This window comes from Petrotoga sp. 9PW.55.5.1 (genome assembly GCF_003265365.1).
In the GTDB taxonomy this organism is placed as follows: Bacteria; Thermotogota; Thermotogae; order Petrotogales; family Petrotogaceae; genus Petrotoga.
This window is the reverse complement of sequence record NZ_AUPM01000018.1, coordinates 48825-75148: the sequence shown is the minus strand read 5'-3', so window position 1 is coordinate 75148 and position 26324 is coordinate 48825. Positions and strand designations below refer to the sequence as shown.

General features: G+C 30.9%; 26 protein-coding genes and 6 tRNA genes. 10 read left to right on the top strand and 22 right to left on the bottom strand.

All coding sequences use genetic code 11. The features are described 5' to 3' along the window. The first annotated feature begins 1 nt into the window (after nucleotide 1). Together coaBC and PW5551_RS03280 are read left to right on the top strand one after the other, a co-directional pair. Entirely contained in the window at nucleotides 2–1201 is a 1200-nt protein-coding gene (gene coaBC, locus PW5551_RS03285) for a bifunctional phosphopantothenoylcysteine decarboxylase/phosphopantothenate--cysteine ligase CoaBC (RefSeq protein ID WP_113074389.1), read from the top strand. After that, the gene (locus PW5551_RS03280; RefSeq protein ID WP_113074388.1) at nucleotides 1134–2318 is read left to right on the top strand and encodes a L,D-transpeptidase family protein; all 1185 of its coding nucleotides are present in this window, start codon (nucleotides 1134–1136) and stop codon (nucleotides 2316–2318) included. The genes coaBC and PW5551_RS03280 overlap by 68 nt, the downstream gene beginning before the upstream one ends. A 37-nt stretch (nucleotides 2319–2355) precedes the next feature. Here PW5551_RS03280 and PW5551_RS03275 read toward each other — a convergent pair. From PW5551_RS03275 to PW5551_RS03260, 4 genes are all read right to left on the bottom strand, one after another. Beyond that, nucleotides 2356–2430, bottom strand: a tRNA-His gene (locus tag PW5551_RS03275). Nucleotides 2431–2440: 10 nt separating this feature from the next. Next, nucleotides 2441–2516 (bottom strand) — tRNA-Arg (locus PW5551_RS03270). Next, nucleotides 2517–2592: transfer RNA gene (locus tag PW5551_RS03265), tRNA-Gly, on the bottom strand. A gap of 13 nt (nucleotides 2593–2605) precedes the next feature. Next, a tRNA-Pro gene (locus PW5551_RS03260) sits at nucleotides 2606–2681 on the bottom strand. Nucleotides 2682–2867: 186 nt separating this feature from the next. Between PW5551_RS03260 and PW5551_RS03255 the strand changes: the two genes are divergently transcribed. The 7 genes from PW5551_RS03255 (at nucleotide 2868) to PW5551_RS03225 (ending at nucleotide 10502) form a co-directional block, all read left to right on the top strand. Continuing rightward, nucleotides 2868–3653, top strand: coding sequence for a DUF4912 domain-containing protein (locus PW5551_RS03255; protein ID WP_113074387.1), 786 nt, complete (start codon nucleotides 2868–2870; stop codon nucleotides 3651–3653). Then, nucleotides 3650–5251: a glycoside hydrolase family 57 protein gene (locus PW5551_RS03250; protein WP_113074386.1), complete on the top strand. Its 1602-nt coding sequence runs from the start codon at nucleotides 3650–3652 to the stop codon at nucleotides 5249–5251. Before PW5551_RS03255 ends, PW5551_RS03250 begins: the two co-directional genes overlap by 4 nt. Before the next feature lie 54 nt (nucleotides 5252–5305). Continuing rightward, a complete protein-coding gene (locus PW5551_RS03245; RefSeq protein WP_113074385.1) occupies nucleotides 5306–5881 on the top strand; it encodes a 2-oxoacid:acceptor oxidoreductase family protein in 576 nt (191 codons plus the stop codon). After that, entirely contained in the window at nucleotides 5874–6176 is a 303-nt protein-coding gene (locus PW5551_RS03240) for a 4Fe-4S binding protein (RefSeq protein ID WP_113074384.1), read from the top strand. The genes PW5551_RS03245 and PW5551_RS03240 overlap by 8 nt, the downstream gene beginning before the upstream one ends. Before the next feature lie 25 nt (nucleotides 6177–6201). After that, the gene (gene porA, locus PW5551_RS03235) at nucleotides 6202–7371 is read left to right on the top strand and encodes a pyruvate ferredoxin oxidoreductase (protein WP_113074383.1); all 1170 of its coding nucleotides are present in this window, start codon (nucleotides 6202–6204) and stop codon (nucleotides 7369–7371) included. 13 nt (nucleotides 7372–7384) lie between these two features. Then, entirely contained in the window at nucleotides 7385–8365 is a 981-nt protein-coding gene (locus PW5551_RS03230) for a thiamine pyrophosphate-dependent enzyme (RefSeq protein ID WP_370445898.1), read from the top strand. Nucleotides 8366–8498: 133 nt separating this feature from the next. Beyond that, nucleotides 8499–10502 carry a peptidylprolyl isomerase gene (locus PW5551_RS03225; protein ID WP_113074381.1) on the top strand — a complete coding sequence of 668 codons (2004 nt, stop codon included), beginning with the start codon at nucleotides 8499–8501 and terminating at the stop codon, nucleotides 10500–10502. Nucleotides 10503–10549: 47 nt separating this feature from the next. On the opposite strand, the gene PW5551_RS03220 is transcribed toward PW5551_RS03225, so the two are convergent. Next, nucleotides 10550–10624 (bottom strand) — tRNA-Gln (locus tag PW5551_RS03220). A 59-nt stretch (nucleotides 10625–10683) separates the two neighbouring features. Then, on the bottom strand, nucleotides 10684–11985 hold the full coding sequence (locus PW5551_RS03215; RefSeq protein WP_113074380.1) for an NAD(P)/FAD-dependent oxidoreductase: 1302 nt from the start codon (nucleotides 11983–11985) through the stop codon (nucleotides 10684–10686). A gap of 77 nt (nucleotides 11986–12062) precedes the next feature. Here PW5551_RS03215 and PW5551_RS03210 point away from each other — a divergent pair. Next, nucleotides 12063–12152, top strand: a tRNA-Leu gene (locus PW5551_RS03210). 76 nt (nucleotides 12153–12228) lie between these two features. On the opposite strand, the gene PW5551_RS03205 is transcribed toward PW5551_RS03210, so the two are convergent. The 16 genes from PW5551_RS03205 to trxB all read right to left on the bottom strand — a co-directional run bounded on the left by PW5551_RS03205 (nucleotide 12229) and on the right by trxB (nucleotide 26316). Further along, entirely contained in the window at nucleotides 12229–13530 is a 1302-nt protein-coding gene (locus PW5551_RS03205) for a hypothetical protein (protein ID WP_113074379.1), read from the bottom strand. 95 nt (nucleotides 13531–13625) lie between these two features. After that, a complete protein-coding gene (locus PW5551_RS03200) occupies nucleotides 13626–15053 on the bottom strand; it encodes a complex I subunit 5 family protein (protein ID WP_113074378.1) in 1428 nt (475 codons plus the stop codon). Between the two features lie 30 nt (nucleotides 15054–15083). Continuing rightward, the gene (locus PW5551_RS03195) at nucleotides 15084–15419 is read right to left on the bottom strand and encodes a cation:proton antiporter subunit C (protein ID WP_113074377.1); all 336 of its coding nucleotides are present in this window, start codon (nucleotides 15417–15419) and stop codon (nucleotides 15084–15086) included. Next, complete coding sequence (locus PW5551_RS03190) at nucleotides 15416–16105, bottom strand: MnhB domain-containing protein (protein ID WP_113074376.1); 690 nt, start codon at nucleotides 16103–16105, stop codon at nucleotides 15416–15418. The genes PW5551_RS03195 and PW5551_RS03190 overlap by 4 nt, the downstream gene beginning before the upstream one ends. Further along, on the bottom strand, nucleotides 16102–16875 hold the full coding sequence (locus PW5551_RS03185) for a DUF4040 domain-containing protein (protein ID WP_146738319.1): 774 nt from the start codon (nucleotides 16873–16875) through the stop codon (nucleotides 16102–16104). The genes PW5551_RS03190 and PW5551_RS03185 overlap by 4 nt, the downstream gene beginning before the upstream one ends. Then, nucleotides 16868–17155: a monovalent cation/H(+) antiporter subunit G gene (locus PW5551_RS03180; protein WP_113074374.1), complete on the bottom strand. Its 288-nt coding sequence runs from the start codon at nucleotides 17153–17155 to the stop codon at nucleotides 16868–16870. Before PW5551_RS03180 ends, PW5551_RS03185 begins: the two co-directional genes overlap by 8 nt. After that, nucleotides 17152–17409: a hypothetical protein gene (locus tag PW5551_RS03175; RefSeq protein ID WP_113074373.1), complete on the bottom strand. Its 258-nt coding sequence runs from the start codon at nucleotides 17407–17409 to the stop codon at nucleotides 17152–17154. Before PW5551_RS03175 ends, PW5551_RS03180 begins: the two co-directional genes overlap by 4 nt. Next, nucleotides 17406–17831, bottom strand: coding sequence for a Na+/H+ antiporter subunit E (locus PW5551_RS03170; protein ID WP_113074372.1), 426 nt, complete (start codon nucleotides 17829–17831; stop codon nucleotides 17406–17408). The genes PW5551_RS03175 and PW5551_RS03170 overlap by 4 nt, the downstream gene beginning before the upstream one ends. A 19-nt stretch (nucleotides 17832–17850) precedes the next feature. Next, nucleotides 17851–18855 (bottom strand): bifunctional oligoribonuclease/PAP phosphatase NrnA, encoded by a 1005-nt coding sequence (locus PW5551_RS03165; protein WP_113074371.1) that lies wholly within the window; start codon nucleotides 18853–18855, stop codon nucleotides 17851–17853. A gap of 28 nt (nucleotides 18856–18883) precedes the next feature. Continuing rightward, nucleotides 18884–19696 (bottom strand): purine-nucleoside phosphorylase, encoded by an 813-nt coding sequence (locus PW5551_RS03160; RefSeq protein ID WP_113074370.1) that lies wholly within the window; start codon nucleotides 19694–19696, stop codon nucleotides 18884–18886. Between the two features lie 34 nt (nucleotides 19697–19730). After that, on the bottom strand, nucleotides 19731–20408 hold the full coding sequence (locus PW5551_RS03155) for a metal-dependent transcriptional regulator (RefSeq protein ID WP_158526125.1): 678 nt from the start codon (nucleotides 20406–20408) through the stop codon (nucleotides 19731–19733). A gap of 4 nt (nucleotides 20409–20412) precedes the next feature. Next, nucleotides 20413–21453, bottom strand: a complete 1041-nt coding sequence (locus tag PW5551_RS03150) for an HD-GYP domain-containing protein (RefSeq protein WP_113074368.1) — start codon at nucleotides 21451–21453, stop codon at nucleotides 20413–20415. Between the two features lie 31 nt (nucleotides 21454–21484). Then, entirely contained in the window at nucleotides 21485–22702 is a 1218-nt protein-coding gene (locus tag PW5551_RS03145; RefSeq protein ID WP_113074367.1) for a pitrilysin family protein, read from the bottom strand. 99 nt (nucleotides 22703–22801) lie between these two features. Continuing rightward, nucleotides 22802–24889: a polyribonucleotide nucleotidyltransferase gene (locus PW5551_RS03140; RefSeq protein ID WP_113074366.1), complete on the bottom strand. Its 2088-nt coding sequence runs from the start codon at nucleotides 24887–24889 to the stop codon at nucleotides 22802–22804. 59 nt (nucleotides 24890–24948) lie between these two features. Beyond that, nucleotides 24949–25224: a 30S ribosomal protein S15 gene (gene rpsO / locus PW5551_RS03135; RefSeq protein ID WP_113074365.1), complete on the bottom strand. Its 276-nt coding sequence runs from the start codon at nucleotides 25222–25224 to the stop codon at nucleotides 24949–24951. Between the two features lie 90 nt (nucleotides 25225–25314). After that, entirely contained in the window at nucleotides 25315–26316 is a 1002-nt protein-coding gene (trxB, locus tag PW5551_RS03130; RefSeq protein ID WP_113074364.1) for a thioredoxin-disulfide reductase, read from the bottom strand. Nucleotides 26317–26324 lie beyond the last annotated feature (8 nt).

The following is a 26324-nucleotide window of genomic DNA, read 5'->3' as shown; positions in this document are numbered from 1 at the left end:
TATGTATCCCTATTTAAAAAATAAAAATATATTATTAAGTGTTTCAAGCGGTATAGCAATATATAAAGCGATCGATCTGCTTTCAAGATTAAGAAAGATCGGAGCTAATCCTAAGGTTATTATGACTAAAAACGCTCAAAGTTGGATATCCGATCAGGTATTTTCTGCGGTTGGAAATTGTGAAGTTTATTATGAAATTTTTGATGTAAAAGGTGGATGGATTCCTCACACAGAACTTTCAAGATGGGCAGATCTCTTAATAATTGCTCCAGCCACAGCAAATATAATAGCAAAAATTTCACATGGAATAGCTGATGATTTAGTTTCTTCAACCGCTTTAGCTTATTCAAAAAAGGCAAAATTAATAGTTCCTACTATGAATGTTAGAATGTATGAAAACCCTACAAATCTTTCAAATTTAAAGATGTTGAATGAACAAGGATGGCATATCATAGAGCCCGAAGAAGGAGAATTAGCTGATGGAGAAGTAGGAAAAGGTAGATATCCTGATAATATAAAAATCTTAGTACATAGTGAATACTTACTTACAAAAAAAGATTTTTTGAATAAAAAAGTATTGATAACAGCAGGACCTACAGTTGAAAAGATTGATGCGGTAAGATTTATATCCAACAGATCAAGTGGAAAAATGGGGTATGAATTAGCTAAAGAATTTTCTTATAGGGGAGCAGAAGTTACTTTGATATCAGGTCCTACTAATTTGGCTACACCAAGTATTGTAAAAAAAATATATAGGGTTGAAAACACACAAGAGATGAGAGAAAAAGTACTAAAAGAATTTCAGAAAAACGATATTATAATAATGAGTTCTGCGGTCAGTGATTTTAGAATTAAAAATTACTCAAATCAAAAATTAAAAAAAGATAGTATAATTAACTTAGAATTAGAGAAAAATCCTGATATTTTAAAAGAACTGGGAGAAAAGAAAAATGAAGATCAAATATTAATTGGATTTGCAGCGGAAACAGAAAATCTTAAAGAAAACGCAAAAAAGAAATTAAAAGAAAAAAATTTGGATTTTATTATACTCAATGATGTTTCAAGAAACGATATAGGATTCGATGTAGAAGATAATGAAATATCTATTATAAGTAGGAAGGAGGAATTAAGAATTGATAAAAATAACAAAAGGATTATTGCTGGTCATATTTGTGACTATATTTTTGATAGGTTTTTCTGAAGATTATTTTTTTCTTTATCCAGCAGAATATATTCAAACGCAGAATATTGTTAAAATAAATTTAGAAAATTATACAAGCGTAAAAGAAAAACCAAACTTATACATTTATGATGGTGGAAATAAGAAAAAACTACCTGTTTATCAAACAATCAACGGAGATTTTTATTTTAATGTTAATTTAAATATGTTCCAAGGGAATTCATATTCTTTTTTAGTAACCGCTGAAAATAATAGAGGAGAATATATCTCTCAATTTTTTCCAAGTTTTTTAGAAAAGGATTCTTTTTCTGGTGATATTCGGTTTGAAATTACAACATCAATAACAGAGAATGGTTATGAATATTATTTTGATTATTCCCCAGCCGAAAAGTTTACTTTGATCAATATACAGTTCAGAGATAAGGATTTTAAAGAAGAAGAATTTTTAGAGTTTTTAAATGAAATTGAAAATGGCTTTCATGAATTTGTTGTCATCTTTCATAATGAGTACGGGATACCTTTTGAAAAAAAGGTAAAGTTTTTAAAGTTAGATAAACTAGTAACAACCGAAAATATGTTAAAACCCAAGCAAGTTTATGAAATAAGCACATACCATATAGTTCAAAAAGGGGAAAGCTTATATAGAATTTCAGAAAAGTACAACGTTTTACCCGGAGATTTAGTGAATATAAACAACCTTAAGGATCCTTCTCTAATATATCCTGGTCAACCATTAAAAATTGGAAAGGTTGAGTATGGGGAAAGCCCTCTAAGGCTTGAAATAGATCTTTCGAATAATAAGATGTATCTCTATTTTCATGACACCATTATTAAAAACTATATAGTAGCTGTTGGGATGAGCGATCATACGCCCCCAGGATATTATAGAATCTCCTACAAGGAAAAGGATCCTGCATTATATTGGTACGATGAATATATACCTCCAGGATCTTTAATGAATGGAATGGGGACAAGATGGCTTCAACTTTCTAATCCTCAATATGGAATCCACGGAACAACAAAGCCTTGGGAGATAGGGAAAAGGATTTCTCATGGATGTATAAGAATGTTTAATTTTGATGTTGAAGAAATAGATTTTTTGGTATCTTTAGGAACGGAAGTTTATGTATACAATTGAAAAAAAATAAAGAACCCTTAAAAAAGGATTCTTTTGTTGGGGTGGCTGGTGGGATTTGAACCCACGACATCCTGAGTCACAGTCAGGCGTTCTGCCGCTGAACTACAGCCACCATAAGTTGTTGGTGCGCCTGGGGGGACTCGAACCCTCAACCCTTGGATTAGAAATCCAATGCTCTATCCGTTGAGCTACAGGCGCTGGAGCGGCCGACGGGGGTCGAACCCGCAACCCTTGGCTTGGAAGGCCAATACTCTACCAATTGAGCTACGGCCGCACAAAAATACAAATGGTCGGAGCGACTGGACTTGAACCAGCGACCTCCGGTGCCCAAGACCGGCGCGCTCCCAACTGCGCTACGCTCCGTGTTGCTTTTTTCAAGATATATAATATCACAAGAAATCCATTTTGTCAACGACATGAAAAATTAAATTTTGCGAATTAATACTACAATTTTATTTAATTCTTTGCTTTTAGATTCAAATATAGTGATAAAATAGAGTGGCTTTTATTAACCACATAGAGAAAAGTACCGCGGGAGGGATATATGAAATGAAAGTAAAAAAGCTAGAAAAAGAGTTGTTAGATTCTTATAAAACAGAGGAACCTACGATACAAGAATTAAGAAGTATAGCAAAGAGTCTAGGGATAAAATTAAAAAGAACTTTGAAAAAAAAGGAAATATTGAAGTTAGTTCAAATAGAAATACAAAAGCTTTTGGATGATTCTATCAAAACAAAAGAAAATGAAAAAGAGAAATCACCAAAAAAAGTTAAAATAGAAAGTAAAATAAAGACCTCTTTAAAATCAAACGAAGCGAAAGAAGTTCCTAAAAATTATAACAAGGACAGAATTAAAATGATTCCTGTGAATCCTAATTGGGTTTATGTTTATTGGGATTTTTCAAAAAAAACTAAAATGAAGTTAAATGAATTATCTAAAAAAAATAAATTATCTCTAAGAATGGTACAGATATTAGAAAAAGAAGATAATGAGAGAACTTTTGAAAAAAATTTATCTCAAAAAGAATTAGTAAACAATTATTTTTTCAATGTTCCTCAAGAGCTTTCAAAATATAAAGCTTATCTTGGAATCAAAGATGAAAAGTGCGGTTTTCATCCGATAATAGAATCTAATAAGGTCATAACCCCATCTTCTTCATTAAAAAAAGCGGATAAAGAAGAATGGTTGATATTAAAAGAGAATAAAATTTTAAAAAATAAAAGTAAAGGATCAAAGATAAAAGTAATAGAAAGATTATTAGGTAGCAGTGAAAAAAGTTTTGTAAGTGAAGACAAACTTGAGACAATCATCTCAGGGAAAGGTTTGATTTTATGAAAAGAAGAAAAGGTAAAATTCTTCTCTTACTTCATGCTCACTTACCTTACATTCATCATCCTGATTTTAAAAATTTCATGGAAGAAAGATGGCTTTTTGAAGCTATAACAGAAACATACATTCCTTTGATTAAAACGTTTAAATCTCTGGAAAGAGATAAAATACCATTTAATCTTACTCTTAGCTTGTCTCCCACACTTATGGAAATGCTTTCTACGAGGGATTTAAAAGAAAAATATCACAATCATATTATAAAAATGATAGAATTGATCGAAAAAGAACTAGAGAGGACAAAAAAAGAAAAACCTTTAAAATTTCAATTAGCGAAACATTACAAAAAAGAATTGTTAGAAAATGAAGAGATTTTTTTTAACGAATACAATCAAGATATATTAAAAGCTTTCAAGGAATTTAAAGAAAAAGGTTACATTGAAATGATAACATCAAATGGAACGCATGGATATTTACCTTTCTACAGAGAATATCCTGAAGCAATTAATGCCCAGTTAAAATCTGGAGTTTTAACTTTCAGAAAATATTTTGAAGACGATCCACCTGGAATATGGTTTGCAGAATGCGCATATTTTAAAGGATTAGATGAATATTTAAATGAAGAGAAAATAAAATATTTTTTTGTTGATTCGCATGGTTTTTGGTATGCAGAAACTACTCCAAAATATGGAGTTTACAGGCCAATAGTAACTCCAAACAAGGTATTTGTTTTTGCAAGAGATCCTGAAACTAGTGAACAAATATGGAGTAGCGAAGTAGGTTATCCAGGTGATTCAAGATACCGAGAATTTTACAGAGATATTGGTTTTGATAGAGAAGAAGAATACATAAAACCGTATATAGATGAAAGTGGAGTAAGATGTAATACGGGAATAAAATATTACCGTATTACAGATAAATCAAAACCTCTTGACAAAAAAGAAGTATATAATTTAAACGAAGCTCAAGAAGCGGTATTAGAACATGTAAAAGATTTTTTAGATAAAAAAAACGATCAAATTAAAAAATTACTAGAAGATATTGAAGATGAAGAGCCTGTTATTGTCGCACCATTTGATGCAGAACTTTTCGGTCACTGGTGGTATGAAGGTCCGATGTTTTTAGAACAACTTTTTAGGCAAGCCGTTGAATATAATAATATAGAGTTTTCTACGCCACTTAAGGTTATTGAAAAATCCGAAAAAGTTCAAATAACTTATCCAGCAGAATCATCTTGGGGTGCCAACGGATATCATGAGGTATGGATTAACGGTAAAAATGATTGGATATATAGACATATATTTGAGATTACTGAGATAATGATTGAAAAAGCAAAATTATATAAAAATCCTTCTGCTAATCAAAGAAGAATTTTGAACCAAATGATGAGGGAGGTTTTAATTTCTCAATCAAGTGACTGGGCTTTTATATTAACCACTGATACTACTGTAAAATATGCTGAAAATAGGATTAAATGGTGTATAAATAGGTTTTTCGATTTGGATGAAATGTTATCAACTAACGTTATAGACGAAGAGAAAATTTCTTTTTATGAATGGGTCGACGGTATATTTAAAGATATTGATTATACAATTTTTATAAAATAATAAGTGATTTTTTTAATTAATACAAAGAACTATATCTCGAAAGGAGGAAGAAAAGTGCCAGAAAAATATTTTGAAATAAGATGGCATGCAAGAGCTGGCCAAGGAGCAAAAAGTGCTTCTCAGTTTCTGACTGAGGCTGCAGAAGAAGCGGGTAAATATTCTAGTTCATTTCCTGAATACGGAGCTGAAAGATCAGGAGCTCCAATGAAAGCTTTTAACAGAGTGGCTGATGTTCCAATAAGGATTAAAAGTAACGTCGAATCACCAGATGTAGTTGTAGTTATAGATGATACTCTTTTAACAAATCCAGATGTTATATTAGGTTTAAAAGAAGATAAATTTTTGTTAGTAAATACTACAAGAAGCATTGAGGAAGTAAGAAAATTAACAGGATATAAAGGTAAAATAGGTGTTATTCCTGCTACTAATATTGCCTTAGATGAAATAAAAAGAGGTATACCAAATACCGTTATGATTGGCGCTTTAGTAAGAGCTACAGATATTGTTCCTTTAGATGCTGTAAAAGAGAAAACAAAAGCAGCTTTTTCCAAAAAATTTTCTGATGAGGTTGTAAAGGCAAATATCAGGGCTTTAGAAAGGGGATATCAGGAGGTGAAACTCAGTGAGTAATTTGAAAGGTTGGAAAGAAATACCTATCGGTGGAGTTATAGATAAACCAGCCACAGCACGAAATTATAAAACTGGTGAATGGAGAATACAAAGACCTATTATAGATAGGGAAAAATGCACAAATTGTATGCAATGTTGGGTATACTGTCCAGATATGGCAATAGATGGAAGGCTTGATGGAAAGAGGATGAAATTAGGAGAGTTTAATATGGACTATTGTAAGGGTTGTGGAGTATGTGCAGCTGTATGTCCAGTTAATGCAATTGAAATGAAACCAGAATCGGAATTTATTTAAAGAATAATGAGAAGGAGGTTAAAATATGCCCGTAAAACTTACAGTTACAGGAGCTGCTGCAGTAGCTCATGCTATGAGACAAATTAACCCAGATGTTGTCGCAGCCTATCCGATAACTCCCCAAACACCTGTTGTTGAATATTATGCAAGTTTTGTGTCCGATGGAATTGTTGATACAGTAATGGTTCCAGTTGAATCTGAGCATTCTGCTATGAGTGCTGTTGTTGGTTCAGCTGCAGCAGGAGCTAGAACAATGACGGCTACCGCAGCGAATGGTTTAGCGTTGATGACTGAAATTGTATATATAGCTGCTTCTTATAGGCTTCCAATAATAATGCCTATAGTTAATAGAGCTCTTTCTGGCCCTATTAATATTCACTGTGACCATTCTGACGCAATGCTTGTTAGAGACTCTGGATGGATTCAATTATTCACAGAAAATCATCAGGAAGCATATGATTTTACAATAATAGCAACAAAGTTAGCTGAAAAGGAAAATGTTTTGTTACCAGCCATGGTTAATTTAGATGGATTCATTACCTCACATGGAGTGGAAAGTTTTGAAATGTTAGATGATGAAGTTGTAAAAGAATTCGTAGGTACTTGGAATCCAAAATATTCGCTTTTAGATACTAAAAATCCCGTAACTTTTGGGCCTTTAGATCTATTTGATTATTATTTTGAACATCACAGACAACAAGAAGAAGCTATGAACCATGCTTACAAAGAGCTTCCGAAAGTTTTCGAAGAATTTGCAAAAATTTCTGGAAGAAAATACGATTTTCTTGATTTATACAAAACTGATGATGCTGATTATATTATGGTAGTTATGAATTCAACTGCTTCGACAGCAAAATATGTGGTTGATCAGTTAAGAGAAGAGGGCAAAAAAGTAGGACTTGTAAAACCTCAAGTTTTCACACCTTTTCCAAAAAAAGAATTTCAGCAAGTTTTAAACGGAAGAAAAGGAGTTGTTGTATTAGATAGAGCAATGTCTTTTGGTAAAGAAGCTCCTTTGTATTCTTTAATTAAATCTTCTCTGTACGAAGTTGCTTCTAAACCTTCGCTAGGTTCTTATATTTATGGATTGGGAGGAAGAGATACTACTCCTGAAATGATACGAGAAGCTTTTGAAGATGCTATAAAAGGCAATTTAATAACCGATGAACAAAGATACTTAGGATTAAGAGAATAATTGGAGGTGAAGAATTGTGCCTAATATTAGGGATATTGTAGGATACGTTGAAACAAACGATTGGGCATTCACACAAGGACATAGATTATGTCCTGGATGTAATGCTCCAATGGTAGCAAACTGGGCTACATTGGCAGCAAAAAGTTTAGGATACGAACCGGTTGTGGGAGCAGCAACAGGATGTTTGGAAGTCTCTTCAACAATTTATCCGTTTACTTCTTGGAATGTTCCTTATATACACAATGCATTTGAAAATGTTGCAGCAACTATATCTGGTGCGGAAGCAGCTTATAGATCGTTATTAAACAGAAAAAAAATAGATAATGATAAAATAAAATTTATAGCTTTTGCTGGAGATGGTGGAACTTATGACATTGGTTTACAGGCTTTATCAGGTGCTATAGAAAGAGGACACGATTTTGTGTATATTTTGTATGATAATGAAGGATACATGAATACAGGGAATCAAAGATCAGGATCAACCCCTCCAGGTGCAGATTCAACTACCGAACCAGTTGGTAAGGCCTTATCAGGTAAATTACAATTAAAGAAAAGTATAGTTGATATAATTGCTGGTCATGAAGGAGTATATGCAGCAACTGCAGTTACTTCAGAACCATGGGATTTCATGAGAAAGATGCAAGCTGCTTTAGAATTTGAAGGTCCGGCTTTTATTTCTATTTTAGCACCTTGTGTAAGATTTTGGAGAATTCCTGATGATTCGGGTCCTGAGGTAACTAAATTAGCTGTTGAAACAAAGTATTGGCCATTATGGGAATATAATATGGGAGTTTATAAAGTAACTAAAAAGCCAAAAACGTTCAAGCCTGTAAAAGAGTATATTACAAAGCTCGGTAGGTACAACAAGCTTATGAAAAGACCAGATGCAAATGAAATATTAGAAGAAATGCAAAATTATGTAGATGCTAAATGGGATAGATTGTTAGCTTTGGAAGAAATTAGTAAAGATAAACCTATTAGGAGAAAGATATAAAGATATATAAAAGGGGATATTAATTTATCCCCTTTTTTTCTAATGTAAGTTAATTTAAGTATTTTGATAAATTGTGATAAAATAGCATATAAAATCACAAAAAAATTTTCGAGAGTTTAGGAGGCATTAGTTAATGAATAATTGGTTTAAAAGGCATGAAAGAATTATCACGATCATAGTTATAGCAGGTTTTTTAGCAGGTATTGTTTGGTGGTCTGTAGCAACTTATGTTACTTCCAGGAATCCTGCAGTTAATCCCGGGGTTAGTAATATTCCAAGAAAAGAGGATTCGGTTTTAGTTATTACTAAGGAAAGTATTGATTTAGAATACCCCTATTGGATTATGAAAAATGAAGTTGATTCAATTACTCAGCAGCAGGCACAAATTTATCAACAATATTACGGTCAACAATTAGACCCTGTTTTTGATTACTTAGTGATTGATAATCAAATTGTAGATCTTCTTTATAATGAGAAAATTGTAAGGTACTATGCAGAACAGAATGACCTTTTACCTTCAAAAGAAGAAATAAATTCTCAAATTAATGCATTAGTTGATCTATATATATCTCAATATAAGATGGATACTAACAATTGGAATAATATGGTTCAATACTATGGAAGTGAACAAAATATCAGGAACATTTTAATTTCTGGTTTGCAAGAAGATGTAGAAAATAGTCTAATAACAAATAATGTAAAAAAAGAAGTTGCAAATATTTCAAGAGAAGAAGCCCTCACATATATCCAAGAAAATTTTGAAAGTATAAAGAGTAATTACGAAGAAGTTAGAGTTCAGCATATACTTTTATCTGACGAAGCAACGGCTAATAGTATTAAAGAGAAAATTACTAATGAGGAGATAACTTTTGAAGATGCTGTTGCTATATATTCCGAAGACACATTAACAGCAACAAGTTCAGGAGATATTGGTTGGATAAAACGTGGTCAATACGATCAAAATTTAGAAGAAGCCGCTTTTAATGCTGAAATAGGCGCTATTTTAGGACCAATAAGTACATATCAAGGATATCAGATAATAAGGGTAGTTGATAAGAAAATTTTTAAAAATCCTGAAGATGTATTTTTATATGATGAGGTGTATTCTGAAATTCAAAATACTATTCAAGAAGAAGAATACAATAATTGGTTAGTAAGTTACATAAGAAGTGGGGATTTCGGAAGAAATTATTATGATACCAAACTTATGTATATGTATCAATTGACTGAGGCGGGAACTAATACGGAAAAGTTAGAAAATCTTGTAAAAGAAATTGAGAATATAGTATTTGAAGAAAATGAAATTTCTGTTGAAGCAGACTCTGACTATCTTGCTATTTATACATTGGCAGTGAACCAACTAATGAATGATTTTAATGATCAATATACTTCAATAAATGAGTATCTTAGTTTATCAGAGTTGGTAGATCCTGAGACTGTTGCTTTAGGTCTAGAAGAGATAGGCAAAAGAATAGATGAGTTAAATATTCAAAAGACTACGGAAGAGAGTACCGAGTTAAATAATTTACTTTCAAACTATAAAGATGCTCAAAATTTTCTAACTACTAAAAACAAGATAGAAACTCTAGGAATTACTACTACAAATGAAGCAAGTAGCTTAAAGGTAGAATTAGAAGGAAAAATGGAAGATTATATTAATAAACTAGAGAAAGTACTAGCAGATTTATTCAGGCAATATCCGTCTTCAAATAGTGTAGTTCAAATGTATTATCAATTAAATCCTCAAGATCCAGAAGTGAGGGTTAGTTATTCTAAATTACAGCTCAGCCAGATCAAGCAGTATTCTTCGTATCTTGGTTCTCAATACCTGTTTTCTTTCTTTCAACAACCTATTACAGAAATTCTTGTCAATGTTCAAGGGGTAGTAGACTCCACACAGGCTGCCACTGACACCAAGTTAGAAGCCTTAGATATAGGATTAGAATTGGCAGAATTAGTTGGATTAAGAGAAATTAAATTATTTTTCTTGGAAACAGTTAAAGAGCTTGATCCAAACTATTATTCAAATATCGACCAGATGATAGAAGATACTAAAAAAATTATTGAAGAGTCATCAAATCCCGCAACGCAAACTTCTGAACCATTTGCAGAAGATAGTTTTATAGGAATAGAATAAACGTTTTATAAATAAAAAACCGAGGGCTCAAATTTCCCTCGGTTTTTTGGCTGGGACGGTAGGATTCGAACCTACGAATAACGGAGTCAAAGTCCGTCGCCTTGCCGCTTGGCCACGTCCCAACATCTAACTCTACAGATTTTATTATAGCATACTAGGATTATTTTGTCAACTTATGGTTTTAAAACTCTTTTGCCGTTAGATAACCATGACTTGTAGCATAAGTTATAGATCTTGTCCAACCACTACAATCTCCTATAATTTTTAGATTAGGTAAAACCTTATTATCAATCTTGTTTGCGTAAAATTTAACTTCCGTCCCATATAAAAGATTATCTGGGTAAGTTACTCCTGGTACTACATTTTCTAATCGCTCTAAAAAATCAATTATTGATTCAGTCGTTCTCCTTGGTAAAGCAAGATTTAGATCCCCTAATATATAATTATTTGCATCAAGAGTTGGTTCAACTCTCCCGAGTTTTTTAGTTCTTTTAGAGATTATGAAATCTTCATAACATTGGAGAATAACTTTATTTCCTCCGGCTAAAATATTGGATAGTTTAGCAATATAAGAACCGTATCCTATAGGATCATTAAAGGGTTGTGTAAAAGAATGTGTAACTAGTACAGCGAAATTTGTATTCGATGTTTTTTTATTGGTATTGGCATGCCCATTAACAGTATAAAAATCATCGTACTTTTCTAGGGTAACTTCTCCACCGGGGTTGTTGCAAAATGTTCTGACTATATAACCCGTTTTGGTTTTCAATCTAACTTTAAATTCATACATTTCTTTATTTAAGTAGTCTACTACATGGTTTGGTAATTCTAATCTTATTCCCAAATCAACCTTATCGTTTGATAAAACTAGGTTGGGATGGTTATTGACTATTTCTGATACAAGTTTATGGCCTCTTCTTCCAACCGCCACAACTACCTTATCATAGATTTGTTCACTTTTTCCGCTTAACACAGTTATCTTTTTATTATTAACTACAATTTGTTTTACTTCCTCACCAAATTTAAAGTTTATATTTTTCAAGTTTGAAAGATCCTCGTAAATAGCTTTAATTGTATCTATTAGAATATCAGTACCTAAATGAAAAAAGTGAGAGCGGACAGGGTCAAATCCGAAATGATAGAATTTTTTGTACAGTTCTTTGTTTTCAAAAGAATTTCCTTTTTCAAGTTCATTAGATATGATTAATTTGTTTTTACTATCGAACTTTGCAAAACCAGATTTTTGTAAATAAAATTCAACTACTTTCTTTTGAGTTGCGATAGGGATATCTAAATCTCCTCCCATTTCTTTAGATATGAATAATTTTCCATCATATTTTAAACCACCAAAACCTGCATTTTCTAAATCTTCTCCTTTTTCGTAAATATCAATATTATACTTTTTATCTTTACCTTCTTCTATTAATCTTTTTAAGAAACCAATAGTAGCAGCTCCAAAACCTATAATTGCTAAATTTTCCATATCAATAACACCCCCCTGTTTCTTTTAATGATTTATATTGACAATCAGTTATAATTATAGTATAATAACTTTGAATTGCCGAGGTGGCGGAATTGGCAGACGCGACGGACTCAAAATCCGTTGAGGTGGAGAACCTCGTGCGGGTTCAACTCCCGCCCTCGGCACCAAGAAAGGGCATGCAAACGCATGCCCTTAATTTTTTTTATAAACGAGAAAAAAAATAGCAACATTTCTTTACAAAATTTATTGAACAATAAAATCAGTTTTCAATTTATTTTTTTCTACTAAAGTTACATTAACTAGAAAACCATATTGCCCTTTTAAATTTGGTACATAATTTCTAAAAATGGGAGTTAAATCCACAAAAACATAAGCAACATCACCAATTCCTATTCTTTGGCTAAGTTTATTAAATAGATCATTTTCTGAGAGTCGTGGTTTTGTGTTAATAACTTTTTGTAATTCATCAGGGTTTTTAACTGAAACATATAAAAATTCGTTTTTCCAAACATAAAATGTTTGAGTCACAGTTGTCTTTCCGCTATTTTGATTGGTAGTCTCTGATTCTATATAAAATTCCAACATATTTTCATTAATTTTCTTGTGTTTAATATTATTCTCATTCAAGATAGGAATTATATCATCAACTTTAACTTCGGTTTTTAACTTCAAATAATTGTTATTAGAAATTTCAGATAAATTATCAGTTATTTGTAAATCAGCATTTACCTCTATTCCTTTAGAAGAATTTATCAGTTTTTCAGCTATTTCGTAATCTACAACTATATTTATAAGGTCAGAGTAATTTGCTATGTCATTTGGTATCAAAGATGAAGTAAAAAACATATTCCCAAAAAATGGAACCTCTTGTGGACTTTTCACAAAAGTAACATCTATAGATTCTGTGTTAGCTGTTCCAATTCCTCCTCCAACAAGAAAACCATCCTTTGGATAGAAATATCCTTCGCCTTGATAATCAGAAGTATTAATTCTGTAATAAAGTCCGCTATCAGAATAAATAATCTCCTCAAAATCTTCAACACCTTTTTTAGATGATGAATACAAATTTTTATCTTGAACCATGGCTAAATAACTAAGACCCCCGATATTTTCAACTATTGGAGTAAAGACCAGTCCGTAATCTTTTAAGGGTTCTAAAAGTTTGTCTAAGTCTTTTGCAAAGGCCTCAGGATTGTTAATAGGTCCAATAGAAAATCCAAATTCATATGATTTTTCTCGTGGTTCTTGAACAAATACAGCTAAATCAACATCGAGCTGATTTATAAAACTTTGAAAATCAATCTTCAAAGCATTAAAATATATTTGAGCAAAGCTAGAAATTAATAGTTCTGCATTAAAAGGTTCCAATAATAATGTTTTAAGAGTGGGAACTGTTTTTAAATCGTTATAAGTATCGTCTAAATTTTTGATATAGACAACACCTTTAGAATCTACAGGAACTATTTTTAAAACATCTTGTCCTAAAACCGAAGAAAGAACTAAAACGAGAAAAACAGTAATTGTAAAAGTGATTTTTTTAATCATTTGATTTATGCGTTTGATAACGCCTCTACCTCCTTAAATTTTTTCACTCATAAGATAGTATAATTCTATCATAAATTCTGTGAATTTTTCAAGCGCTATATTTCAATAAGCATAATAAGTAACAAAAAAGCTATTTGATAAATAAAGCTGTTTTGAAAATTGTATATCTCAATAGGGCGAAAAGATATTTTATCTTTTAAGACGAAGTATACAAAAATCCCTAAAAGAAAGAATAAATATTGAGAGGAAATCTTTAGAAATGATAATTCAGAAAAATTAGAAATTAAATAAAAAGTAATTCCAAAAATGTTTAATATAATGAAAATAAAGATGTACCAATATTTATAGCTAAAATTTTTTTTAATGTGAAAGGTACTCAACAATTTATAAAAATACATACCAAAAATAAATATATTTATTTCAAGAAAGTATGATAAAGATAAGTTGTCTTTTAAAATGAATAAAGAAAAAGGGAACAGCCCGCTAAGGTTTAATAAGAGAAAACTTAGTAACACTAGAGTATCTATGGGTAATTTTACTCCCTTTAATTCTTGTAAATTCTTTGTTTGGTTTTCTTCATATATATCTTCTGCAATCATAAACAAAAAACCCTTTGAAAACATATGATAAATTATGAAATATGGGAATATTGAAGGTTGTACCATGAGAATTATTAATCCATAACTCATTTGAGACATGGTGGAATAAGCAAAAAATTTCTTAATGTCATCTTGTAACAAGGTAAAGAAAGAAGATGTAATCGCTGTTATAATGGCAAATACATATAAAAAATTTTTTAAGTTATCAGGAATAGAAGAATACAAAAGATAAATTATAAAAATGGGTAACTTAACAATGACTCCCGATAAAATTGGAGAAACTCCTTTTACTGCCTCTGTATGAGCGTTTGGTAACCATCCAGAAAGAAAAAAGAAACCACCTTTTATAAGAAGACCAGTTAATATAAAACTAAAAGCTAAATTATTTATACCGTTTGATAAATTGTAATTAATATTCAGAGTACCTGAATGAGAGTAAAGGATTCCAACCCCTATTAAGTAAAGATTTAAAGCCACTAAACTCATTATCATATATTTAAGAGATGCCCATATTCTTATCTCATTTTTGTCATAGGCTAATAGCAAAAAAGTCAGAATAGAAGCCAATTCCAGATGAACATAAAGATTAAAGAAATCCCGACTCATGAAAAAACCGTTTATGCTTCCAATAAGTAAAAGCCATAAAGAGAAAAAAACATAATCATATTTATTTATAATTCTTAAAATAACTATTAATGAGAAAATATTGAAGGAAAGTAGTAAAATTCTGATAGTAACATTGAATTCAAATTCTATCCCCTTTAGTGCTGAGTAATTACCTATAACCATCGAACCTTCTTGTGCTAAGAAAATAAATAAAAAAGTTAAAATATAAGAAGTTAAAACTAAAAAGAATGATTTCTTTTTAAAAATATAATTTAATATTCCTAAAGATATTGGAGTCAAAGAAATAAGTAATAGCATTTATTTCTCCTTTTTAATTATTTTGTCTTATTATTTTTCGATAATCTTTTTTTCAATTTCGTTGACATCTCTAGTTTTATACTGAGAAGATAGTATCATGGTAAAAACTAGCATTAAAGCAAGATTAGCAAACCCGATTACTATAACTGTTAATAGGAATGAATGAATCAAAGGATCAGCAAAGTTCTGTAAATCAATAGTGATTATCGGAGAGTGCTCCTCATAAGCTAGAAGGACAAAAAATAGGACAACTCCTCCTTGAAAAACTCCTAGATTAAAAAATTTTAATATAAGGTCATTTTTAACAATAACTCCAAATAAACCTATAAAAATTATAAGAAAGACTAATGTATTATATAAAGTCATAGTAAACCTCTATGTTTTAGAAATCTGTATAAAATGGTCCAGGAACCGCCAAAAACTTCGAAGTATATCAAGAAGTTTAATAATAATGCGGATCCTCCGCTTGCTAATTTACCAGGAGTTCCTTGTAAATTAAAATTGGAGAAAAAAGTTCCTCCCCAAAGATAACCAAAAAGACCATAAGCGATTATGAATAAAGGGACCAACATTTTGAGAATCTCAATCTTTGACTTAATAAATAAATTTTCAATTTCATCAGTTGGTTTAACTAATGAAACCGCTAAAAAGCCTGTACCTAATATAGTACCTGCAGCGAATCCACCACCAGGGGCTATATGACCAGTAGTTGAAATATAAATAGAGATTAGAACGATAATTTGAAAAAAGATTGGGGTTATTACTTTTATAATGGGAGTATCATATGAAAGATTTTGATTATTTGATTCGCTAATAGGTATTTTACCGATGAATTCTGAAACTCCAATAACAGCCATTGTAAAGACAAGTATTTCAAAAAAAGTATCATATAACCTATAGTCAAGAATAATTGCTGATACCATATTCGTTGATCCATTTTCTGAGATTATATCTTTTGGTTCATAGAAACTCATCATCTCTCCCAAGCTTAAATTGAAAGTTATAACTAAAAATATTAATACAAATAGAAAAAATAATATCAGATTTTTCACCCTATATACCTCCTTACGAGGTTTTCGTAGTAATTTGGATCAGATTTTATTTCTTCTAAGTATTTATTAAAATCAGCACACAAAGATTTATCTTTTATATAGAACAATATTCTATAACCTGATTCCCTCAAAACCTCTGCATTTTTTGATAAGATAGTCTCGCCTTCCATTATTTTTTTTCTGTATCTTACCGCATCAATTAAAAAATCATCTTCTAAATTATCTACAGTACTTTTTTCTAAATTTGAAACGAAGATACCATTACAAGTTTTTTTTGGTTGGCCAATGGAATATAATTTTGATGGTAAGATAGTATCTGAGGGGATTATATTGTCATAATTTTTTTCAATAATAATTCCACCTATTAATATTTCACCATGATCATTAATATTCTCAATTAAGTTTTCATCTTCAACCTTAATAAAATCAGCGTCCAAACCTTTTCTTTCTAAGAATTCCTTAATTAATTCATATTCAAAACCTGTCAAGTTACCTTCTTTTTCTTCAATCATGTAAGGAGTTTCGATATAGTATATCTTAACTTCCGCAGTCTTTTTTATTGCTATTAAATATATATAAGTAACAAAAGCTGCGCCAATAGTTATTTCAACAAAAGCTACATCCGGTGCGTTTAATATAAAAAATAGTATAGATAACGCGACAGAAAAAGCACCGTATCCAAGAATTGCGTTGATATAACTTTTTTGAGCTAAAATGTACATAGATAATACAATCAAGCTAAAAAACAATAAAATCATCGAACTATTCATTTGATTTTTTACCAACCTTTTCTCCGGTTTTTGCAGCGTAGTAAGCTATAATAGAGGATATAGCTGGATTCAAAATTATCGTAATAACAGAAAGAATTATCAATCTTCCTGAGCTTTCCGGATATTTAAGGATTAAAGATAAAAGAATAGAAATAACCCCAACGGTATCGGAAATGCCGACAGCTTGGATTTTAGAATATAGATCTTCCATTGTAAACAATCCTATAGTACCAAGAAATATAAATAAAGATCCTATTCCAAGCAATATGTTAGCGATCATCTTTTACTTCCACCTCGTTGTAAGAATGTTGAAACGATCAATATTCCCCAAATATTTAATACTAAAAAGATTATAATAACGTCTAAAAGGAATAATTGATGAGAATTGAAAGAAAAGATAAGCATTAATAACACAGATTTCGAAGAAAAAGAAGAATAGGAAAGTAATTTTTCCCATTTTGATTTAGATAATATTAATTTAATTAAAGTTAAACAAAGAGAAAATAATACAACAATTTCCAAAATTCTGATCAAATAATATCTCCTTCCCAGACTCCATCAGGGTTATGAGCCTCATCGGGATTTGATGAAACTCTATGAACTACAAGAGTTTCATTTTCTTCGTATAATGCGAGAGTTTTCGGCGTCAGAGTTATGGCATTTGCTATAGCAGCTTTCTCAAAATCAGATTTGTTTTTAACATTAATATGAGTTAATCCAGAATATTTTTTTTTCATCAATATTAAAGGTAAAAATAAAATAGCATTTTTGTACATTTTCAACAAACTTCCCAAACTATACAATAACATTTCAACGGTTCCATATGTGGTGTTTTTGAAAAAAATATCAGTAATTTTAACGGTAATTAATACAGCTAAAAGGCCCAATATTATAGAAATATCAGAAAAATCGTTTATAAGAACTCCCCAAATTAAAAACAAAAAAATATAAGTCATTAAAATCACCTAATTTATATTAAAAAGTTAAATCACCAATGGATTCCCTTAAATATTTAGATATATCTTCAACTATTTCTTTAATTGATTTTTCAATATTACGAGTTTGAATGGAAAACCCGGCGGCCCGAGGGTGCCCCCCTCCCCCATACTTTAAAGCTATTTTTGAAACATCTGCCCATTTTTTTGACCTTAAAGAAACATGGTATAAATTTTCTTTGTACTCTTGAAATACAATAGCTATTTCAACATTTCTTATAGAACGTATATTTTCTACAAAAGAAGGACTATCTTTTGGTAAGATATTATATTTAGCAAGCATACCGAGCGTTAATAAAGAGTAAGCTATTCGTCCTTCGGAAGTTATTTTCAGCTCATTGAGTATATCTTTGTATAATAAAATATGTTCCAAAGGAGTGTTATCTAATATAGTATTTGCGATGTAACTTATATTCGCACCTTTTTCAATTAAATCAGCCGCATCTCTAAAAACAGTTGAACCGGCATTTTGGTATTTAAAAAATCCCGTATCAGTAGCTATTCCAAGTAAGTTCATGTTAGCTAACTCATTATCATAATCAATGTTAAAATCTTTTAGTATTCTATAAACCATCTGTGCAGTTGAACCCATTGTAGGATCAACCCAATTAATGTTTCCAAAATGTGTGTTAGTAACATGGTGATCGATTAATAAAACTCGAAAAGAATTCAAGTATTTCTCAAACCTACCTACTCTATCTGGTGATGAAGAATCTAGAATTATCATTAAGTCAAAGTTTTGATAAATATTATTTTCTACATCTTTGAAACTTTCAATGGAAGCTTTTATAGTTGGAAATTGTAATAAATATTCTGGAATATCATCATCTATAACGGCAGAAACTTTTTTTCCTAATTTTTCCAGTCCTAATTTCATCGAAGTTAAACTACTAACATCATCCCCATCGGGTAATATATGACCTACTAATAATATTTTCTCATTTTTTACTATTTCTTTAGTTATTTCCTTAATATTTCCTTTCAAATATTTTCCTCCTAAACGTCTATAAAAATTAGAATAATTTGATAGAGTTATAGACCACTTTTTCAAATTGGTTTTTAATCTTTTCAGTAGTTCTTAGAACCTCTTCATGCTTCAGAGGTTCAGGTAGTATTCCAGCGGCCATATTCGTAACAGCAGAAAAAGAAATTGTATTTAAACCCACGTGATTTGCCGCCATTACTTCGGGCAAAGTAGACATACCAACTAAATCTGCTCCAAATTTTTCAAACATTTTTATCTCAGCAGGTGTTTCGTAAGAAGGACCCATAGTCCATAAATACGTACCTTTTTTAATTTTTATTCCTTCTTCTTGACATTTATCTATAACAATATCAATCCATTTCTTATCAACAGGTTCAACCATAGAAGGGAATCTTGGGCCAAAATCATCGATGTTTGGACCTCTAAGAGGGTTTTTGAAAGTAAAATTGATAAAATCTGTATTGGCTACTATATCTCCAGGAGTGAAAGTTCTATTTACACCTCCGGCCGCATTTGTGATTATTAAACCTTTAACTCCTAAACTTTTCATTACATATATGGGAAAAACTATTTTTTTGAGGTCTATACCTTCATAAGCATGAAATCTTCCTTTTAATATAATAACAGCAATGCCTTCTATGGTTCCTGTAACTAATTTTCCTTCATGACCCTCTACACTGGATTGGGGAAAGAAAGGTATGTCTTTGTAATCGATACTCTTTGGGTTTTTTACTTTGTCAGCTATATATCCTAAACCAGAACCTAAGATTAAACCCAAGAAAGGTTTTAATTCAATATTATCTTTGATATATTGAGACGCTTTTTCTATTTTGTTAGGCATAAATTCCTCCTTTTAAAAAGAATTCCCATTATTTTTATAAAATATTTTGTGGGCCAATAATTATATGCTCAGCTTCATTTTGGTTTAAATTAATTATTTTATCATTAGCTGAAAATTCAATGGAATTTTTATATTTATTTGTAATCTTAACCAACAAACCCGGAAATATTCCTTTGTCAATTATCAATTTTCTTAAGGAAGATTCTCCAGAAATATCGTAAACTTCAGCAATTTCTTCTTTATTTAAACTCCATAAAGTATTTTTGAAATCGTGGGGCATTTTTTTTGTATATTTTTGAATAAAATTTTTTGCTTCTGCAAATTCTATGGGATTTCTTCTTAAGAAAAGTATTAAACCATCCAATGAAATATAAAATTTATCGTTCATATGATGTTCTACACCACAAGCTAAATTGTAAGCTTCTTCTTTTGATAATCCTAAAATGTTTACAAAAAAGTCTATTAAAATTATATATCTTCTATAAACTTTTTCCGCTGTTAGTAGTCCTTTATCAGTTAATTTAACGTATCCATATCTTTCGTGTATGACATAGCCAATTTTTTCTAACCTTTTAATCGCATCAACTGAAGAAGCATCTTTAACCGACAATATTTTAGATATGTCTTTGATTCTTGGAATCTTACCATCGATATGTAAAATATATATAGCTCGTAAATAATTTTCAAGACTCTCGGAAATATTGGGAATCAATATACTATTCTCCTTCTTTAATGACTTCTCTTATAAATAACCCGGTATCTATACCCGTTTCAATAGTATTACCTTCACATTCCACTACGGGAAAAGATGATGTTTTACCTTTTTTTACTACAGTGGCTTTTTTCCCATTATTTAGAATAACTTGAGTACCTGTTGGGTACAGTCCTACGATCGAAAAGAAAACGCTAACATAGTAAGGATCAAAAATTAATCCTGAATATCTTAAAAGAAAGCTCATGGCATCGTATGGTGTATTTCCGGCTTCTATGAAAGAATCATACGCATCCCCTATTTGTAGTATTCTTACAAGAGGGCTAATATCGTTTTCTTTCAATCTCATAAAAATTCCTGTTCCATCAAATCTTTCATGATGGGTAGAAATGGCATCTACAACCTCTTTGCCAATTTTTTTTTGCATGTCTTTGAAGGTTTCATATGCTGAAACTATGTGAGACCTTACTGTTACATCTTCTATATCAATATAATCAAAAACAACCCTCTTTCCAATTAAACTATATCCAATATCATGCAGCAAGCAAGCCTTAAGCAGATTATTTAAAAATATATCAGGCATATCCAATTTTGAAGCAATTATACTCGATATAATGGCAGTGTTTATAGAATGAGCATTCAGTGCTTCATCCCCCAAAGAATGAAAAAGATTTAAAATAACATCTTCGGATTTTAAAAACTTTTTGTAAATATCTTCTGCGAGAGAATCTAATTCTGAGGGGTCATCTTTTAAGTGGGTTATATCTTTTACAAATTCAAAATGTTCATGCCATTCCTTGTAAGTTTCTTCTTCTACGATAGCAGGAATGTTATCAAATTCTATAGATATTTTTTCTTCGATCTTTTTTTCCAGAAAGTCGTTTTCATCATAAACTTCTACGTTCTTAATACCATGATTTCTTAACCTGATGATATCTTTGTTTTTTAAAACCGTGCCTTTAGATATTAATAGAGTTGAATCTTTGAAGATATCTTCTGCAACTACTTGACCGGGCTTTAATTCATAAAAAGGAACTTTTTTCATAAAAACACCCGCCTTTTAGATATAAAAATTATTATTTTTTGGGAGAAAGTATCGATATATATCGATTATTTGAGAAAATTTTGTTTGATGTATTTAATACATCCTCAATTTCTATTTTTTCTATTTTCTTTATAAAATCTTCTATTGTAATGATTTTACCATAATTTATGTACAAATCTAAAATATTTAATGCCAATGATAAATTATTTTCAATTTCAAGAGTGAGTTTTCCAATCAATCTTTTTTTACCGTATTCAAACCATTTTTCAAGAGTTTTATCATTTTTAATTTCTTCAGGAATTTCTTGCATTCTAACGAGTAATTTTTCTAGATTTTCATTAGTTGTAGCAGCATAAAATAATAATAAGCCAGATTTTGGATAAGTTACATAATCGGAAGCAACTTCATAGGCTAGTCCCTCTTCTTCGCGTATTTTTGAAAACAAGAGAGAACTCATTCCACTACCTAAAAAAGTGTTAAGTATTAAGGTAGAATAATATTCATTTTCTAATTTTGAAGGAGCTTTAAATCCCTCCACCACATAATTACTGGCAAGATCAACCTTATAGTTTCTTAAGGTTATTTCTTCATCAGTGATTTTTGGACTTTTAATAGTATTTTTTGGTTTGAATGTATTTTTAATTTTGCCAAGGCTTTTTAATACGATATCCTCATCAAATTTTCCAGATATTATTACCGTGGAATTTTCAGGTGCATAAAACTTTTCATGATAATCTCGAATTACATCTTTATTCATATTTAAAACAGTATCTTTATAACCTAGTATAGGCCTAGAAAAGTCGGTATCATAAATACCTTCATATAATTTTTCAAATACTATATTTAATGGATCGTCTTCATAAGAAGAAATTTCTTCTATTATTATAGTTTTTTCTTTTTCTATGTCTTTTTCATCAAGAAGTGGATTATAAATAATATCCGACAAAATATCTATTGTATCGTTAACTTTTACAGATGGAACTTTTGAGTAGAAAACAGTAAAAATTTTTGAAGTAAAAGCATTTAAAACTCCTCCAACTTCTTCTATGGGGTGTTTTATTTGATAGATATTTCTGTTTTTTGTTGCTCTGAATGAGGTATGCTCAATAAGATGAGATAATCCTGCATTCTCATTCTTTTCATTAGAAGAGCCAGCTTTAACACAAAAAATTATAGCTGCACTCATCATAGAATCTCGTTTTATCAAAATTACATCAAGACCATTATCTAATTTTTTAAAACTGTACAAAAAGGTCACCTCTATTATTAATAGTGTTTATATTAATTATATAAAAAATATTATATAATTAATATAAACATGCGGTTAAAAAGCCGCACGTTTTTTATTCTAATCTTCTTCTTTTAATTGTTTTAACTGAAACTTACCCTGATCTTCTATACTTAAAACCTCAACTTTGACCTTATCGCCAACTTTGAAGCTTTGAAGTTTATCTTTTAAGTTTGAAACATGCAACATGCCAACTTTTCCTGGAAGAACTTCTACAAAAATTCCATATTTCTCTATTCTTTTAACCATACCTTCGAAGACTCCGCCTTTTACTACTTCAGTAACCATATTTTGAATATGTTTCAAAGCAAGATCAACTTTATTTGAATCGGTGCCTGTGACTTTAACCCTTCCATCATCTTCTATATATACTTCCACATTGTATAATTCACTTATTTCTTTTATATTTTTTCCTCCTGGGCCTATTACTTCACCAATTTTTGAAACAGGTATTCTAATCAATTTCATTATTGGAACATACGGTGACAATTCTTTTCTCGGTTCAGAAATAGTTTGATACATTATTTCAAGTATTTTTAATCTAGCAATTTTAGCTTTTTCCAAAGCTTTTTGAAGTACGTCTCTATTAACCTCATAAGTTTTAACATCCATTTGAAAAGCTGTTATTCCATCTCTTGTACCAGCAACTTTGAAATCCATATCACCGAGATGATCTTCCATCCCCAATATATCTGTCAAAACTACGAAATCGTTATTTTCAAATATTAAACCCATTGCTATACCTGCAACGTGTTTTTTTATAGGTACACCTGCATCCATTAAAGCTAAAGATGCAGAACAAACACTAGCCATTGAGGATGAACCGTTTGATTCCAAAATATCAGAAACCACTCTTATTGTGTAAGGGAATTCCTCATCATTGGGGATAAGATTTTTGTGAGCTCTTTCTGCAAGATGTCCATGTCCAATTTCTCTTCTACTAACCCCTCTCAACCTTTTTACTTCTCCTGTGGAAAAAGGGGGAAAGTTATAATGTAACATAAATCTTTTTTCCTCATCACTAAAGATAGTATCGATTATTTGAACATCCATGGGTGCTCCTAAAGTTACGGTTCCAAGTGATTGAGTTTCTCCTCTAGTAAATAAAGCTGAACCATGGACTCTTGGTATTAATCCAACTTCACAATTAATGTTTCTAATTTCATCAGTAGTTCTTCCATCAACTCTTTTGTTTTGTTGAACGATCATATTCCTCATCGTTTTCTGAAGTTTATCTTCAAAAGCATTGTGTAAAAATCTTTTTTTATCTTCGTAAAAGTTTTCACTCCACTTTTCTAAAAATGTTTCTTCAAAATTTTTCGTTATCTGTTCTTTAAATTCTGATAAAGCCTTATCCCTGTTTTTTTTACCCTGAGTGAGAAGAACATTTTCAAGTTCACCTTCGTCTATCAAAGATAAATAATCGTTGATGAATTCTTCTGGTACCACTTCATTTTTAACTTCCCACTTTTCGATGTTGAATTCTGAAATAATCTCTTCTTCAAGCTTTATTATTTCTAGAATCTTTTCTTGGGCAAACATTAAGGCTTCCACCATTTCTTCTTCAGAAACTTCCAGTGATTCACCCTCAACCATTGTTATTGCATCTTTTGTTCCTGCAACCACCATGTCTATCTTGGATTTCTTTAATTCTTCTTGAGTAGGAAAAGCTATAAACTTTCCATCTACATATCCGATTCTTACCCCCGCAACTACTCCTTCAAATGGTATTGGAGAAAGGTTTAAAGCTAAAGATGCACCAGTTATTCCCCATGTTTCAATACTATCGTCGTTAAGCATTGAAAATACAGTTGCAATTACCTGAACTTCATTAAAAAAGTTTTCTGGGAATAGGGGTCTAATTGGTCTGTCTATAAGTCGTGCTGCAAGTATAGCTTCGTCACTCGGTTTTCCTTCTCGTTTTATAAAACCACCTGGAATCTTTCCTACCGCGTAAAATTTTTCCTGGAACTCAACAGTTAAAGGGAAAAAATCTTGACCTTTTACAGATTCTTCTGAGGCATCTGTAGTTACCAATATAGTTGACTCATCAAAAGTCAACAATACAGAGCCTAAAGCTTGTTTTGCTACTTTTCCGTGTTCTATACGAAGTTTTCTTCCAAATAATTCACGTTCCCATACTTTCATTCTTTCACCTCCATTAGAAAAATAAAAACGGAGCAAATGCCCCGTTTTTTATGTTTTGATTAACCTCTGATACCTAGTTTATTTATGATTTCTTGATAAACTAACGGTTTTTTCTTTCTTAAGTATTTTAGCATCTTTCTTCTTTTTCCTACCATCATCATCAAACCACGTCGACTGTGATAATCTTTGGGGTGTTGTTTTAAGTGTTCTGTCAAATGTTTGATTCTGGCAGTAAGTAACGCAACTTGAACTTCAACTGAACCCGTGTCTTTGTCGTTGATCTTAAACTCTTCAATAATATCGTCTTTTTTTTCGGGGTCTAATCCTCTTGACATCTTTCTATAACCTCCTGCGGGTGTAATTCCTTTAACTAAGTTAAGGGGTTATACCCAAAACTGAGTTAAGGTCCAAAATATATTATACAATCAAATTTCTATTTTGTCAATTTTAACTTGTTTATTTCGGGTTTCGTTAATATATTCTCGAACAGCATGAGAAGAAGCAATGGCTCCATCAGCAACAGCGGTTACTATCTGCCTTATTTCTTTGTGTCTGATATCGCCAATGGCATAAATACCTTTTACCCTTGTTTCCATATTCTTGTCTGTAATTAAAAACCCGTATTCATCAGTTTCAAAATTATTAATATCTAGAAAACTTGTTTCAGGAACTAGTCCAACGAAAATAAAAACGCCATCAAAAAGTTCTTCTTTTAACTCACCGGTTTTTACATTTTTTAAAACTAAGCTTTGCACTTTTTCCTTCCCTTTTATTTCTTCAACAACAGAATTCCAAATGAATTTAATATTTTCTTTTTCAAAAGCTCTTTCTTGATAAAGTTTATCAGCTCTTAACTTGTCTCTCCTATGAATTATATAAACTTCACGGGCAATATTTGATAAATAAACAGCCTCTTCGACCGCAGTATTTCCCCCACCTATAACCGCCACTTTTTTATCTTTAAAAAAATGTCCGTCACAAGAAGCACAGTAAGAAACACCTTTAGAAGTAAATTCCTTCTCTCCTTTTACTCCTAGTTTTTTTGGATTAGAACCGCTTGCTATCATTAAAGTTTTAGATTTAAATATAATTCCATTATCTATAATTACTTCTTTGAAGTCTTCTTCTGATTTTATTTCTTTTACTTCTCCAGAATAAAATTCTGCTCCAAAATGTACAGCGTGTTGTTTCATCAAAGACGAAAGTTCTTGGCCTTTTATCGATTTAAAACCTGGGTAATTCTCTACAATATCAGTTAAATTCATTTGGCCGCCTTCTATAGCCTTTTCAATCACTAAGGCAGAAGCGCCTCCTTGAATCGCATATATAGCGGCGGATATCCCTGCCGGTCCGCCGCCAATTATTATAACATCATAAAATTCTTTTAATTTATCTTTTTTATTTTGTCCTTCAACGTTGAAAAACATAAGAAGTC

Bases quoted from the DNA above. Each gene is read 5' to 3' on its own strand.
- PW5551_RS03170 (WP_113074372.1), bottom strand. From the start codon at position 17,831: ATGACTTATATTTTTTTGTTTTTAATTTGGGGAGTTCTTATAAACGAT.
- PW5551_RS03185 (WP_146738319.1), bottom strand. From the start codon at position 16,875: ATGAATAGTTCGATGATTTTATTGTTTTTTAGCTTGATTGTATTATCT.
- PW5551_RS03140 (WP_113074366.1), bottom strand. From the start codon at position 24,889: ATGAAAGTATGGGAACGTGAATTATTTGGAAGAAAACTTCGTATAGAA.
- PW5551_RS03255 (WP_113074387.1), top strand. From the start codon at position 2,868: ATGAAAGTAAAAAAGCTAGAAAAAGAGTTGTTAGATTCTTATAAAACA.
- PW5551_RS03225 (WP_113074381.1), top strand. From the start codon at position 8,499: ATGAATAATTGGTTTAAAAGGCATGAAAGAATTATCACGATCATAGTT.
- coaBC (WP_113074389.1), top strand. From the start codon at position 2: ATGTATCCCTATTTAAAAAATAAAAATATATTATTAAGTGTTTCAAGC.
- PW5551_RS03250 (WP_113074386.1), top strand. From the start codon at position 3,650: ATGAAAAGAAGAAAAGGTAAAATTCTTCTCTTACTTCATGCTCACTTA.
- porA (WP_113074383.1), top strand. From the start codon at position 6,202: ATGCCCGTAAAACTTACAGTTACAGGAGCTGCTGCAGTAGCTCATGCT.
- PW5551_RS03160 (WP_113074370.1), bottom strand. From the start codon at position 19,696: ATGCCTAACAAAATAGAAAAAGCGTCTCAATATATCAAAGATAATATT.
- PW5551_RS03215 (WP_113074380.1), bottom strand. From the start codon at position 11,985: ATGGAAAATTTAGCAATTATAGGTTTTGGAGCTGCTACTATTGGTTTC.
- PW5551_RS03150 (WP_113074368.1), bottom strand. From the start codon at position 21,453: ATGAAAAAAGTTCCTTTTTATGAATTAAAGCCCGGTCAAGTAGTTGCA.
- PW5551_RS03195 (WP_113074377.1), bottom strand. From the start codon at position 15,419: ATGACTTTATATAATACATTAGTCTTTCTTATAATTTTTATAGGTTTA.
- rpsO (WP_113074365.1), bottom strand. From the start codon at position 25,224: ATGTCAAGAGGATTAGACCCCGAAAAAAAAGACGATATTATTGAAGAG.
- PW5551_RS03200 (WP_113074378.1), bottom strand. From the start codon at position 15,053: ATGCTATTACTTATTTCTTTGACTCCAATATCTTTAGGAATATTAAAT.
- trxB (WP_113074364.1), bottom strand. From the start codon at position 26,316: ATGTTTTTCAACGTTGAAGGACAAAATAAAAAAGATAAATTAAAAGAA.
- PW5551_RS03180 (WP_113074374.1), bottom strand. From the start codon at position 17,155: ATGATCGCTAACATATTGCTTGGAATAGGATCTTTATTTATATTTCTT.
- PW5551_RS03205 (WP_113074379.1), bottom strand. From the start codon at position 13,530: ATGATTAAAAAAATCACTTTTACAATTACTGTTTTTCTCGTTTTAGTT.